Below are 12,847 nucleotides of genomic sequence, written 5' to 3'. Positions count from 1 at the left end.
GAGTGTTGCTGGCTCGGTCGGAAATTACACGGGGATCGACAGGATTTTCTCGGGAGTCAATGTATGCTGCGCCGCACCCTGCCCATCCAGCGTTTCTTGCAAGTCTGGTCGTTGTTTTTTCTGGCGACCATCTTGGTTGGCGCGGTGGCAAACCAGGCGTTTGGGATTGGCGCGGTGCGCCAAGCCGTCGGTGGCGTGCATATCGATACCAGTGGCACGTTGCGCAACGTCAACTTGTCTGACATGGAATTGATGCGCAATGCCATGGCGCAGCAAATGGAAGCGGTCCCGGGCGATCTGAACGCGCCTAACGAATTGCGCAAGGTCTCGCTCAAGCGGTTAGAGAAAGCCGTCGCCGAGCACTTGGCCAGCAACAAGCCGCTGCCCGATGAGATGCGGTTTCTCGCGGGCCTGCAATCGATCAAGTACGTGCTGGTCTATCCCGAGCAGCAAGACCTGGTGCTCGTGGGCCATGGCGAAGGTTGGGTGGTGGACAAGCACGGTTTTGTCGTCGGCCGCACCACGGGAAAACCAGTGCTGTTGCTCGACGACCTGACGGTGGCGTTGCGCGCGGCGCGGCAATGCGTGCAAGGGGGCGGCATCAGTTGCTCGATCGATCCGCGCGAGGCTGGCTTGCGCAGCTTGCGTGAATACGCCTCGCGGCTCACGGACATCAGCCAGGTCTCCGAGCAACAGATCGAACAAACGCTTGGCATGCAGGACATTAGTGTGCAGGGGGTGGCTTCCAGCACGCACTTCGCGCGCGTGCTGGTGGCGGCCGACTACCGGATGAAGCGGATCGGCATGAGGCTCGACCCGTCGCCGCTGCCTCGAATTCTTCCCAGTTACATCGAGATGGTGAGTCTCTCGGGGCGCGGTATGCAGAACATGACGCCGCGCTGGTGGTTGACGCCCAACTATCCGGCCTTGTTGGCCGATCCGAACGGCTTGGCCTGGGAGCTGAGTGGTTGCAGCGTCAAGACGATGACCGACGACACGTTTTTCAATGCCGACGGCACCAAGAAGCAAGCCGGCGCCGCCAGCAGCACGGCGCAACTGTGGGCCAATAAGATGACCGACCACTACGACGAGTTGGCCAAGAAAGAGCCGATCTTCGCGCAGTTGAAAAACTGCATGGATCTGGCGGTGGTCGCTTCGTTGATCGTCAAGTTTGATCTCGCCGCCAAGGCGGGTTGCAGCTTGTTCGCGTTGAATGACCCGATGCATCTGATGAATGAAAGCTTCGAAACGGCGAAGCAAGTCCCCTCGCAAGTCAGCGTCAGCCGCAAGAACAGCGGCTACATCATCAGCGCGTCGGGCGGCGTCGAGATTCGGCCGGCCCAGTTCCTGAATCATGTCGAACACACGTCGAACTTGGCCCCCGTGGTCAAGGCGTCGGCGCCCGAGGCGCCCAAGCATTGGTGGTGGAACTAGCAGGCCCCCGCGAAACTTGTCCGTGGATCGTTCGATCGTGTTGGTAATCCGCCCCTAAGTTTGGCGACTGCTTAGTAAGGCGGTCGCGTTGTTCGGTTCATCCGTGTAGTACGCTAAAGTCGCATTAACGATTTTTAATCGCGACCACTCATCGTGTGTCGTCATCACCTTAATCCTTCTTTGCAGGGCAGCTCGATGTTCCGTAAGCCAATGTTTCGTACCTGGGCTGGGCTTTGCCTGACGCTTACGGTCCTGGTGGTCTGCAACTGGTCGCGTATCGCGCTGGCGTTTATCGGCGTGGCCCAAGCCGTCGGTGGCGTTCACATCGACCCCAACGGCGTCGTTGTCAACGTGCTGCCGGCCGACATGGAAGCCATGCGCAACGCCATTCAGGCCAACTTGGAGAACATTCCTGGCAATGTGAACGAGGCCAACGAACTGCGCAAGGTCTCGCTCAAGCGGCTCGACAAAGCCGTGGCCGAGCATCTGGCCAGCGGCAAGCCCCTGGCCGACGAAATCCGTTTTATGGCCGGGCTGCAGTCGATCAAGTACATCCTGGTTTACCCCGAGCAACAGGACATCGTCCTGGTCGGCTACGGCGAAGGCTGGGTGCTCGACAAGCAGGGCTACATCGTCGGCCGCACCACCAAGAAGCCGGTGCTGTTGCTCGATGACTTCACCGTGGCCTTGCGAGCCGCGCGGCAGAGCATGCGCGGCGGCGGTATTAGTTGCTCGATCGACCCGACCGAAAGTGGCCTGAAGGCGCTGCGCGAATACGCCGCCAAGCTCACCGAGATCGGCCAGTTGTCGACCGAACAGGTCGAGCAGACCTTGGGCATGCAGAACATCTCGGTCAGCGGCGTCCCGGCCAACAGCCACTTTGCCCGGGTGTTGGTCGCGGCCGACTATCGCATGAAGCGGATCGGCATGAACCTAGACAAATCGCAAGTGGTGCCCGGGTTGCCCAGCTACATCGACCTGCTTAGCGGCGGCGGTCGCGGCATGCAAAGCATGACGCCGCGCTGGTGGCTGGTGCCGAACTATCCAGCGATCCTGGCCGACCCGAACGGCTTGGCCTGGGAACTGCGCGGCTGCAGCGTGAAGACGATGACCGAGGAAACCTTCTTCAACCCCGACGGCGGCAAGAAGCAAACGGGTCAGTCGAGCCCCGCCGCCCAGCAGTGGGCCAACAAGATGACCGAGAAGTTCGACAAGCTGGCCGAAAAGCAGCCGGTGTTCGGCCAGTTGAAGAACTGCATGGACCTGGCCGTCGTGACCGCGCTGATCGTCAAGCACGATTTGGCCGCCAAGGCGGGGCTCAGCCTGTTCAGCACGGCCGACCCGATGCATCTGGTGAACCAGAGCCTGGAGACGCCGCGCATGGTGCCGACCCAAGCCGGCGTCACGCAGAAGGGCTCGAGCTTCATCGTCAGCGCTTCGGGAGGCGTCGAGATTCGCACCGCCGATTCACTGAACCGGGTCGAGACGACCGAGAAGCTGACGCCGATTCGCCAGACGCTCAAAACGCCCGAGCCGAGCCACTGGTGGTGGAATTGAGGCAGTAAGCGATTAGCGATTAGATCAAGACAGATTGTGCGATCACACAAGCCCAGGGGTCTCATCCCCTGGGTTTTTTATTGCCGTGTGGCAAGCATTTCATCGCGCGCTGCCTCGCTGCGAAAGTTGACGCAGCGCACCCGCTGTAAGTTGGCGGCGGCGCGGGGAAAGTGGCGATCGACGTAGTTTTGTTCCGCCAGCGCGACGAGCGTGGCAGGGGGGCGAGGCAGGCACGATTTGGCCAGCGCCAACTCGTCGGCCATCAGCCAGTCGGCCACGCGGGCCGCGATCGAATCGCTCGTCACGTCCCAGCTCGCGGGCAACGGCTTGGCGGCGCTTTGATCGACCTCCCACAGGAACGCCCAGGGGTCGATGACCAGCAGCGCGGGGCCGGCGCACTGTCGCACCTCGCTGGGCGACGTAAAAGCCGCGCCAAGTTCCCTCGCCCAGCGTCGGCTATTGATCGCCATGGCGGCGACGCACAGCCAGTGCATGTCGGTGCCGTCGCAGGGATGTGCTCGATCGACCTCGCGCAAACGGTCGACCACCTCGCCGCCGCCGATGACCAGCACGGTGCGCGCCGGCGTTTGCCGCGCGTGCCAGGCTTGCCACACACCGGCTAGTTGAGGCAGGTCGAACAAGCTCCCCCCCAGCTTGACCACGCGCGTCGGTGGCCGCGTCAACTCGGTCATGGGCGCAACTCGCTGGCCAGCACGGCCACGGCATGGGCCGGCGCGGCACGCGACACATCGGGGCCCAGGTGTTCACCGAGCGAAACGATCGGCGTCGCGGGGAGCACCTCAGCGACCACGCGGCGGACCAGGAACTCCCCTTCGCCGCTCAGCAGCACTCGCTCGGGATGTTGACTTTGGCGGTCGAGAACTTGGCGCAGCGCGCCGACCAGCAAACGCTGCTGGGCCGCGGCAACTGTTTCGGCGGCGCGTCGGGCGTCGTCTCGGCTGAACAGCGCCCGATCGGCGCAGATCATTCGCGCCAGCCGGTCGTGCGCCGCCTCGCGAGTGAACGGCCGTCCGTCGGCGGTATCGCACCGGTCGTGTTCCTCGGGCAATTGTTCCAACAACAGCCAGGCGTCGGCCGTCGTGGCGAAGAGTTCAGCCGCGACGTGGCACGTTTGTCCGTGCCAGGGGAGCCGCTCGACCAGCGCGCAGATCGGCGTGCGTCGGACCCCGGTGTAAACAAGTTCCCCGGTGGCCAGTCGAGCGGGGTCCGTCTGGCCGCTGGAGTTGACGCGCCCGGCGACAATCGGGATCAGATCGCTGGTCGTCGAGCCAATATCCACGAGCAGGGCAGGGCGCCCCTTGGCAAATCGCGCCGCAAACGCCGCCAGCGCATGCCAGTTCGAGGCTGCGGCCAGCAGTGGCGCCTCGCACGCCGCGACGGCATCGACGAATCGCCCATCGACCAGATAGATCGTGAACGCCCGCCCGCCGGCGGCATCACCGACCGCGCGCACGATCCGCCGCGCTCCGTCAGCCTTAGTGGCGAAACAGTCGGCCAGTTCGCCGGTCATCGTTACGGCCAACCGCTCGGCCGGCGGCGCCTCGGCGATCAGTTGGGCCAGCGCCGCCGACAAGCCCGTTGGCTCGCGCCACAAGGGAAAGGGCATGCTGGCCGCGTAGCCGCGCCCGTCGGCGACCTTCAAGTTCGCCCCGCCAATGTCGAGTCCCAGCCAGTTCACAAGCGTTGCTCCGGCAAGTGTGCTGTGGTGACGTCGGCGGCGGGTAGCATTTTGACGCCGCCGGACGACGTGAACTCAATCGTATCGCGCGTAAACTCCAGCTTGGGCAAACTTCCGGCGGCGACATCCAATAGCGCCTGGGCCAGGTTCTGACGACATGCGGCGCGCAGACCGATATACGAGGTCGTCAGTCGCGGGTTGACTTCCACCACCACGTCGTCGCGCCCGTCGTTGGCGCTGCCCAGGATTAGATCGACGCCCAGGTACCCCAGCCGCGGCGGCAAGGTGGCCACCGCCCGCTGGCCGAGGGTCCGGGCCCGCGCGGCCAGGGGCGCCGGCAGCGGCAGCGAGCCGCCTAGGTACGAGAAGGGCTGCTCAATGCCCGGCCAATCGTCGCCGCAACTCGCCAGTCGCAAGTTTTGCGCGCAAGGTTCAAGCGAGACGTCGCCTTGAGGACCGCACAAGAAGGCGATGCTCGCGGCCTGGCCGGGCTGAAAAACTTCGATCCGCGTGTCGATCCCAGGAGGTTCAATTCGGGACAACTCTCCTCGGTCGCGGATCAATCGCACATCCATCGAGCCAGCGCCGTCACACGGCTTGATCACGGCTGGCATGGGAAAGCCGGTTGGCCAAGCGCCCCCCGCCGGCACTCGCAAACCACTGGTTGTCGGCACACCTTTCGCGCGCAGATGCTCGGCCAAGAGATGTTTGTCGCCGGCTAGGGTGATCGTGGCGGGCGAGGAGCCTAGGCAGCGACCGCCCGCCGATTCGACCAGTTGCCGCGCCGCCAGCAGTCGTCCGCTGGTTTCGGGAGCATCGACCAGGCACCAGTCGATCCGTGGCGCCAACTCGGCCAATCGATCTCGCAGCACTGCCGCGCTGGTTACTGGAATCAGTTGAGCGAATTCGATGGCCGTCTCGCGGCGCGCGTCTGCCAGGACCGTCACCGCATGTCCCGCCGCGACGAAATCGGCCGCGGCGGCCTGGAGCATGGCCCGCCCCTCGGCGACCCATGACGTGCTGGGCGGATGATCTCCGTCGAGCCAAAGCCCGCCGCCCGTCAAATACTCGAACAGCAAGATTTGCATGCCGATTCGTCCTGCCACGGTTCGGCTAACTTGAGGAAGCTAATCGCACGTGATTGCGGGGCGCTATCGTTTCGCGGCACGGCGGCGCGGGACGCTCGACCCCTTGGAAGCGGCGGGCCGCGGCGGGAACTCGCACAACGGAATGCTCGTGGTTGGCTCGGACAGCACTTCGGCCAGCGTCGTTTGCCGAAACGCTTCCTCGACGCGGGCCAGCGCCTCGTCCATCCGCTTGTGCAGCGGGCAAAGCCGCACTCCGTGCGACTTGAGTCCCAGCGGGCAAGTACGAATGCGCTGGATCGGGTCGACCGCGCTGACCACGGTGAGGATCGTCAGCTTCTCGGCGGGCTGGGCCAGCGTGAAGCCGCCGCGCACGCCCCGGTGCGAGGTGATGATGCCCGCTCGGGTCAGACTTTGCAGCACCTTCGACAGGTAGGGCCCCGGCACCTTGGTCACCCGGGCAATCTGCTCGTTCGTGGCTGGCGTGTCGGGCTGGCCGGCCAGAAAAACCACGGCCCGCAGGGCGTATTCGACGGTTTGCGAGAACATGATTTTAAGGGTACTGGCAAGCTGGGAAAGGGACAAGGGTGGCGTTGGCGACTTGCTGGGAATAGCCGACATTGACATCCAGTATTGGCAAGGTACATTGGCGGGACCAGATACAGGATAAATATATCCAGTATTAGGCTGTGGCGTTCCATCACAAGTTTTTTTCAGGCGGAGACTCAACCATGCAGTGGCGTTTGTGGACGGTGACGGCGTGTGTCGGCTTGGCCCTGGCGGGCTGGCTGGTGGGGACCGAGGATTTGACCGCGGCGCCCCCGGCGGCGGACAAATCGGCGCCCGCGGTCGACCCCGCCGACGTTGAACGCGCCCGACGCGAAGTGCGGCTGCTCGACGACATTTACAAGACAGCGATCGTGCTCATCACCAAGCATTACGTCGAGGAGGAGTCTGATCTGCCGGCCGGCGAGGCCTTCAAGGTCTTGTTCCAGTCGATGAAGGAAAAGGGTTGGCACGAGGTCCGGCTGATTGACGGCGCCGGCGATCCCGTGAACGACGACAACAAGCCCGCCGATGATTTTGAACGTCGTGCAATCGCGGCTTTTCTCAACGGCAAGGACTATGTCGAAGAGATCACCACGGTGAACAATCGGCCGGCCCTCCGCGCGGCCACTCCGGTGCCGGTGGTGATGGAAAAGTGCGTGATGTGCCACAAGAACTACCAGGGCAAGAAGCTGGCCGGGGCGCTAGGCTATACGCTGGAGTTGAAGGCGAAATAGGCTGGCGTCGATTGCCGCCATGAGGCCTCGTCATTGTGCTTGGAAAACGACTTGGGTCAGCAGCGCCCCGCGTGGCGCTGCTGGCCTGAAGTCAGACGATGCCTCGGCGCGGCTGGGCAGCCCTGGTCGTTACGGGACAAGTCTCGTCCGAGAAATCGCGCTCGATACTTCGCGTTCCGCCTAATCCGCGAAGCCAAAGTTCACGGGAATGTTGACTTCGTAGGGAACCGGCACGCCGCGGCGTCGAGCGGGATGAAAGCGCCACTCGCGCAGCATCTCGAGGGCCGCCTTGTCGAGAATCTCATGGCCGCTTGATCGGTCGAGCGTGACCCGAGTGACCGAACCGTCGGCCGCCACCCAGACCGCCGCCAGCACGCGCCCCGTGAGCCGGTTGCGCACCGCTTCGGCCGGATAGGGAACCTTGCGGTTCGACAGTGGGCGCGGCAGTTCGTCGATGTCGGACCCGTCGTTCGCGTCCGATGCCGGCGTGGCTTCCGAATCGACGGCCGCGAGTTCCTTCTCGGGCTCGCGCGGCTTGCGCTTCAGCTCCATCGCGTCGGTCGACAGCGCGTACTCCTCGCTCATCCGAGTCGGCTCGACCACGGTGGTTGGAATCGGCCGGTCCAGGGCCGGCTCCAGGCGGCGGAAGGCTTCCTTCGTGACCGGTACGGCTGACACCTTGGCCACTTCGAACGGCGCGGGGGACGACTCGCTGGGCGAAGGTTGCGGCAGCGTCACTTCGATGGGCTTCGTTAGCTCCTTCTCGGGCTCGGCGCGCGAGGCGGCCGAGGCCATCAACTCGATCGTGGCCCGGCCTTCGATGATGTCGTACGACGGGAGCGTCGTGGTCGACTGGTACAAAAACGTCAGTGCCGCCACGTGAAAGACCAGACTCGTGCCGTAGGAAATAACGACTCGCATCTGGGGGGTGGTCATTGTCCTAGAGGAGGGATCATTTGGCCTTGGGGAACGACATCCCAGGCTCATGGCAGGAGTTATTACTCTAATAATAGTGAGATTGTAATACAACGCATCGGGGCCGCGGTTTGCGGGCTTGGCTTCTGGGCAGCGGATCATTAATTCACCGGGCTCGACGCAAATTCATCTTTTGTCCCGGTTTGCGCCGGCGGTATCATGGATTGTGCTCGGCGCAACTGCCAGAAAGCGTTGGCCCATGAAATACCTGCCCCCGATCGCGACCAGGCTTGCCCTGGCGCTGGTCGTGTCATTGTCGTTTTGCGTCTCGTGGGCCCAAGCCGCCGAAGATGGCCGCCGCGCCGTTGAAGTCCGCCGTTATGGCATCTCGGTACGGGTGCCGCAGGCCTGGCGGTTGATCAATTGGGCCCGCGATGAACAGGCCTTTGCCCTCAAGCTGCCGCAAGACGGCGGCAAGTCGGGTCACGTTTCCTGCTCGCTGGTTTCGGGGCCGCTGACCCTGGAAGACTACCAGAAGCAACTCGCCGCCGAGGTTGAGCGACCTGCGGCTGTGCAACCTGCAACCGAGCAACCTTCGGTCAGGCCCACGGAAACCAGCCAGCGCAAGCTGGTTGAGAATCGCATCGACACGATCGACGCCGGACGCTACGGGGCTGACCTGGCCAGGGCGTTGAATCGCTGGCTGGTGTCGGCCTGGGAAACCGAGTTGCCCGATGGCGGGCATACCTATGAAGTTTCGGTGCGCGCGGTTTATGACGGCACGCTGTACACGTTTGCGCTCGACAGCGACGAGGCGCACTACCAGGCGTATCGACTTGATTTTGAAGACATGCTGGCGAGTGCCCGTTTCTCGCCGCTCGAGACTGGTCTGCGGCGGATGCCCAACGGCTATTGGATGCAAGGCAACTTCCGCTTTGCCGTGAAATTGCCCGAGGGCTGGCAGCCGGGTCTTGGGCCGAGCGATCGCGTGCTGTTCTACGCGACCGGCGCGCGGCACGAGGCGTTCGCCGACCAGTTGCTGATCCTGGCCAGCCCGCCGCGCCAACTCGATCTGCAAATGCTCAAGCAGGTGCTGCCCGAGCAGGTCCAGCGCACCGATCACGACGCCCAGGTGACTTGCTCGATCGTCCGGCAAGGGGGGGCGACGGCGCTCGAGACCGTGATCCACACGGTACAAGGCGGCGTTCCGGTGGTGGTCCTGGAACGGCGCTTCGGCAGCCCCTTGCGCAACTACGAGGTGAAGTTCACCGTGCGGGCCGAGGAGTTCGAGCGGCTGGCGGACGAACTGCGCAAGTCGCTCGACAGCTTTGTCGAAGTCGCCAACGCCGCCCCGCAAACCGAAGCGTAATGCGCGCCACCCCTAAGGCAAGCGTCGCAGGGTCAGGATCGTCAGGTCGTCGTCCGGGTTTTCGCCGACGTAATGCGCCGCCACGCGGTCGGCAATCTGCTTGATCAGTTCCTTGGCCGGCTTTTGATGGTGCGCCGCGATGATCTGCCGCAACTGGTCGCGGCCGAACGGGCGGTTGGTCGCGTCCATCGCCTCGATAATCCCGTCAGTACACAAGACCACCACGTCCCCCGGCTCGATCATCAGCGCCGGTCCTTGCGGGTACTGCGAGTCTTCCAGCACGCCCAGCGGCAAGCCGGTGCTCTCAAACGGCATGAACTGGTTTGTCAGCGCGCAAAAGTGCTCGGCCGGCGCATGCCCCGCGTTTGAGTATTCGAGCCGATGTCGTTCGACGTCGAGCGCGCCGAACAGCATCGTGATGAACAAGCCATCTTTCAGGTCGCCGTACAGCGCGCGCGACAGCCGATCGAGCAGTATTTCGGGGGCCGAGTGTTCCAGCATCAAGGCGCGCAAAGCCGCCCGCACCGAAGCCATCAGCAAGCTCGGCCCCAAGCCGTGGCCGCTGACATCGGCGATCACCACCCCCAGCCGGCGGTCGCACATCGGCACCACGTCGCAATAGTCGCCGCCGACGGCCGCATTGGGATACCACCAGGTGGCGATTTCATAGCCCGGGATCGACGGCAGCTCGCGGGGCATGAAGCTGCGCTGCACGTCGCGGGCCACGGCCAGCGACGCCTCGGTCGCCTGGACGCGTTGCAAGTCGTCAATCAGCCGGGCCCGCTCCAGGGCCACCGCGGCATGCCGGCCAAACTCATCCAGCAGGCATTCGTCAAAGCGGTCGAACGAGCCGCCGCGCTTGTTCAGCAGTTCCAACACTCCCAGCAGTGCGTGGCTGGTCGGCGAACAGACCGGCGCGGCGAGGCCCGAGCGGACGTCGCCGTCGGCCTGATCCAGGTTCACCACTCGGCGCTCGTGCGCCGCTTGGCCGGCCAGCCAGTTGCCGACAGCGGCGCGGCCGTTGCCCGTGCCAGCCGGGGCCGAGGGAGAATTGAACGAGTCATGTTGGGCGTCGTATTCGAACAGGTTGGCCTGCTCACAATCGATCGCCTCGCGCATCCCCTCAGTCAACAACTCGACCGCCCGCGCCAAGTCGACTTCGGCAGCCAACGCGCGGCTAGTATCGAGCAAACGCCCCAGCCCCCGCAATTGCAGATTCAATCGCTCGCCGGATGAAGCCGAGGCGTTCAGCAGTGCGACGAGGTCCATGCCTTCTAGTCTAGCGTTGGCAGTCCGCCGGCGACAACAGGATTACACGCCAGGCTTTCCGAAGGACTGAAAGAATAGGAGCAAAGGCCTGAAGGACGAAAGCAGGCCGACCACGACGACACGACGGTCACGACGTTGGAAAGTGCGGCAATTTGAACCGCAAAGACGCAAAGATCGCAAAGAAAAGATGAGGGTTGAAACGCAGAGGGCGCTGGGAAGCGCGGAGAGAAGCGTCCACGGTTTCCCTCCTCCGCGCGTCTTCGCGTCTTCTGAGATTCAAATCTTCGTTTTGCATTTCTTTACGCCCTTTGCGTCTTTGCGGTTCAAATCCCTGCGCTCTCAGGCATCAGCGTCGAGTTTATTTCGACATTCGAATTTTGCGATGCTCGGCAGCCAGTCGGCCGCGACAAACCGAGTCAGGAGCGCTTGCAGCGAGCGCGCGGCGGGCCGGTCGATCGTTGGCGTGGCCTGGCCCTCTGGGGACATTGCCGTGTCGGCGGTGAAGCCTTGCCAGCCCAGTCGCAACGGCGACTGGCGTTGCAGCATCGCCCGATTGAAACGCTCGGCCACGCGCACGCTCCAGACCAGGCCATAGGCATTGCGAAATCGCAGCCATGTTTTAGCCCAGCCGTCCTCCGTGCCTTGCACGCGCCAAAGCACCGCCGCCACGATCGGCGCGGCCAGGACCAGGCAGGTTCCGACCTGCCGGCACACGGCACGATCGAATCCCAGCAACGGCCAGGCCGAGAACTCGTCCAACAGCATCCACTGCCCGATGGCCAAGAGCGCCGCTGCCAGGCCACACCGCGTGGGCCAGTAATTGCCCGTGCCGGCCAGCAGGAGCAGCAGTTGAAACACGCTGCGAAAGCCGTGCAACTCGATCCGTCCGCCGTCGCGCAAGAACCACGATTCGAGCGACGGCAGCGCGAGCACGACGAGCAGCGTCAGCACGATGAAGAACCAGGCCCGGTCTTGCGGTCGTTTGGCGCCGAACACGGCGATGCCCGGCGCCAGGGTGACGATGGTGGTCAGATAGCGCCAGGGCGAATTGGCGGCGTCTTGCGCCTCGAGCGCCGCGGTGATCGTCAGCACGAGCGTGGCCAGCAAACCCCAGCCGGCGGCCGCGCGAAGCGTCGTGCCGCGCAATCGCACGAAAGCCCACCACAGCAGCGCCAGCGAGCAGCAACCTGCGCCGGCCAGCATGGTCCATGCTGGCTGCCAGCCCGAGATGAATGCCAGCAGATTCAAAGGTGCCTTAATCGGAAAAGTTTTCGCGGCTTACCAACAATGGGGCAGCTAGCGCTGCAGAACCGATATTTTCCGCACAGTTTAACAGCGGCATATCTTAGCCAGAGGCCGAAGAAGGAAAAAGCGTCAAGGTTCGCCGGTCGCTACCCGCCGCGAGAAAGTGGGGGTGATTTGCGCGATTGATTTGCGGAACCACGAATTGTCGGGCATGTTTGAGCAACTCCCGTGCTAGCGCTATGACGGCGCTTCGCCCGAGTACCGAATGGCCCGGGAAGCTCTCGACACGAGAGTCCAAGTGAAAGGAGTTCGCTCATGACTCACCGCACTTTGCCTGTGGTGGTCGCTGCCGTGATGATGCTCGGAGCATCTGCCGGCACTGCCCAAGCGCAAGACCTTGCGCGTCGGATCGGAATCGGATCGAGTTGCGGGTACAACGCGCCGGTGCCCGTCTCCTATGAACACTCGGCGGTTGGCTGCCGGTGTCACAACGGCGGCTATCAAATGCAGTCGGGTCTGGAATTTGGTTGCGCCGGTATTCCTGCTAACTGGCGAGTACATGCGTGGGACGACTATCCCAACGAGCCAATGGCCCAGCGTTGGGGCGGCGGCTCGCTGCACCCGGCGAACCCCGTGCCGCCGCCGTGCCGCACCGTGTTCAAACGTGGGCTGTCCGGGCCGCCAGCGTTGGGCGCTGCTTGTCAAAACTGCCGTCCGGCGGCTAGTATGCCCGTGATGGTGCAACCCAGCATGCCGGTGGATGCCTCGCCGGTGGAGTCGCCGCCGGAGGTGCAAACCGTCAAACCGAGCGCTCGCCGCGTTTCGCGCGATCGCTCGACGTAGTTCCTTGGCGTCAATGGTTCATCGTTTAGCGTTCATCCTTCGTATCGTTACAATCCGTACGTACGATACCACGGGCCGATGCCTTTCCTGGGGCATCGGCCTTTTTTCGTTTTGGGCTGCATCCCGCGGCCCAGGCGGGCCGATGCTA

Annotated in this window: 12 protein-coding genes; 5 read left to right on the top strand and 7 right to left on the bottom strand. The window is 63.7% G+C overall.

Annotated elements, in window-relative coordinates; genetic code table 11:
* The first annotated feature begins 63 nt into the window (after positions 1 to 63).
* Together JSS27_05815 and JSS27_05810 are read left to right on the top strand one after the other, a co-directional pair.
* Positions 64 to 1,434, top strand: coding sequence for a DUF1598 domain-containing protein (locus tag JSS27_05815; protein MBS0208454.1), 1,371 nt, complete (start codon positions 64 to 66; stop codon positions 1,432 to 1,434).
* Positions 1,435 to 1,629: 195 nt separating this feature from the next.
* Positions 1,630 to 2,991 (top strand): DUF1598 domain-containing protein, encoded by a 1,362-nt coding sequence (locus tag JSS27_05810; protein ID MBS0208453.1) that lies wholly within the window; start codon positions 1,630 to 1,632, stop codon positions 2,989 to 2,991.
* Positions 2,992 to 3,068: 77 nt separating this feature from the next.
* On the opposite strand, the gene JSS27_05805 is transcribed toward JSS27_05810, so the two are convergent.
* The 4 genes from JSS27_05805 to JSS27_05790 all read right to left on the bottom strand — a co-directional run bounded on the left by JSS27_05805 (position 3,069) and on the right by JSS27_05790 (position 6,324).
* Positions 3,069 to 3,683 (bottom strand): hypothetical protein, encoded by a 615-nt coding sequence (locus tag JSS27_05805; GenBank protein MBS0208452.1) that lies wholly within the window; start codon positions 3,681 to 3,683, stop codon positions 3,069 to 3,071.
* Positions 3,680 to 4,690 (bottom strand): H4MPT-linked C1 transfer pathway protein, encoded by a 1,011-nt coding sequence (locus tag JSS27_05800; GenBank protein ID MBS0208451.1) that lies wholly within the window; start codon positions 4,688 to 4,690, stop codon positions 3,680 to 3,682. Before JSS27_05800 ends, JSS27_05805 begins: the two co-directional genes overlap by 4 nt.
* Positions 4,687 to 5,778, bottom strand: coding sequence for an ATP-grasp domain-containing protein (locus JSS27_05795; protein MBS0208450.1), 1,092 nt, complete (start codon positions 5,776 to 5,778; stop codon positions 4,687 to 4,689). The genes JSS27_05800 and JSS27_05795 overlap by 4 nt, the downstream gene beginning before the upstream one ends.
* Before the next feature lie 63 nt (positions 5,779 to 5,841).
* Entirely contained in the window at positions 5,842 to 6,324 is a 483-nt protein-coding gene (locus tag JSS27_05790) for an Rrf2 family transcriptional regulator (protein ID MBS0208449.1), read from the bottom strand.
* A gap of 182 nt (positions 6,325 to 6,506) precedes the next feature.
* On the opposite strand from JSS27_05790, the gene JSS27_05785 reads away from it, so the two are divergent.
* Positions 6,507 to 7,058, top strand: coding sequence for a DUF3365 domain-containing protein (locus JSS27_05785; protein MBS0208448.1), 552 nt, complete (start codon positions 6,507 to 6,509; stop codon positions 7,056 to 7,058).
* Between the two features lie 180 nt (positions 7,059 to 7,238).
* Here JSS27_05785 and JSS27_05780 read toward each other — a convergent pair whose 3' ends face one another.
* Entirely contained in the window at positions 7,239 to 7,979 is a 741-nt protein-coding gene (locus tag JSS27_05780; GenBank protein ID MBS0208447.1) for an energy transducer TonB, read from the bottom strand.
* A gap of 253 nt (positions 7,980 to 8,232) precedes the next feature.
* On the opposite strand from JSS27_05780, the gene JSS27_05775 reads away from it, so the two are divergent.
* A complete protein-coding gene (locus tag JSS27_05775; protein MBS0208446.1) occupies positions 8,233 to 9,342 on the top strand; it encodes a hypothetical protein in 1,110 nt (369 codons plus the stop codon).
* A gap of 12 nt (positions 9,343 to 9,354) precedes the next feature.
* Here JSS27_05775 and JSS27_05770 read toward each other — a convergent pair whose 3' ends face one another.
* Together JSS27_05770 and JSS27_05765 are read right to left on the bottom strand one after the other, a co-directional pair.
* On the bottom strand, positions 9,355 to 10,611 hold the full coding sequence (locus tag JSS27_05770) for a SpoIIE family protein phosphatase (GenBank protein ID MBS0208445.1): 1,257 nt from the start codon (positions 10,609 to 10,611) through the stop codon (positions 9,355 to 9,357).
* A 339-nt stretch (positions 10,612 to 10,950) separates the two neighbouring features.
* Positions 10,951 to 11,859 carry a hypothetical protein gene (locus JSS27_05765; protein MBS0208444.1) on the bottom strand — a complete coding sequence of 303 codons (909 nt, stop codon included), beginning with the start codon at positions 11,857 to 11,859 and terminating at the stop codon, positions 10,951 to 10,953.
* 312 nt (positions 11,860 to 12,171) lie between these two features.
* On the opposite strand from JSS27_05765, the gene JSS27_05760 reads away from it, so the two are divergent.
* The gene (locus JSS27_05760) at positions 12,172 to 12,699 is read left to right on the top strand and encodes a hypothetical protein (protein ID MBS0208443.1); all 528 of its coding nucleotides are present in this window, start codon (positions 12,172 to 12,174) and stop codon (positions 12,697 to 12,699) included.
* Positions 12,700 to 12,847: the final 148 nt, after the last annotated feature.

This window comes from Planctomycetota bacterium (assembly GCA_018242585.1).
GTDB lineage: Bacteria > Planctomycetota > Planctomycetia > Pirellulales > PNKZ01 > JAFEBQ01.
Note: the sequence above shows the minus strand (reverse complement) of the source record. Positions and strands in the feature narration are given on the sequence as shown.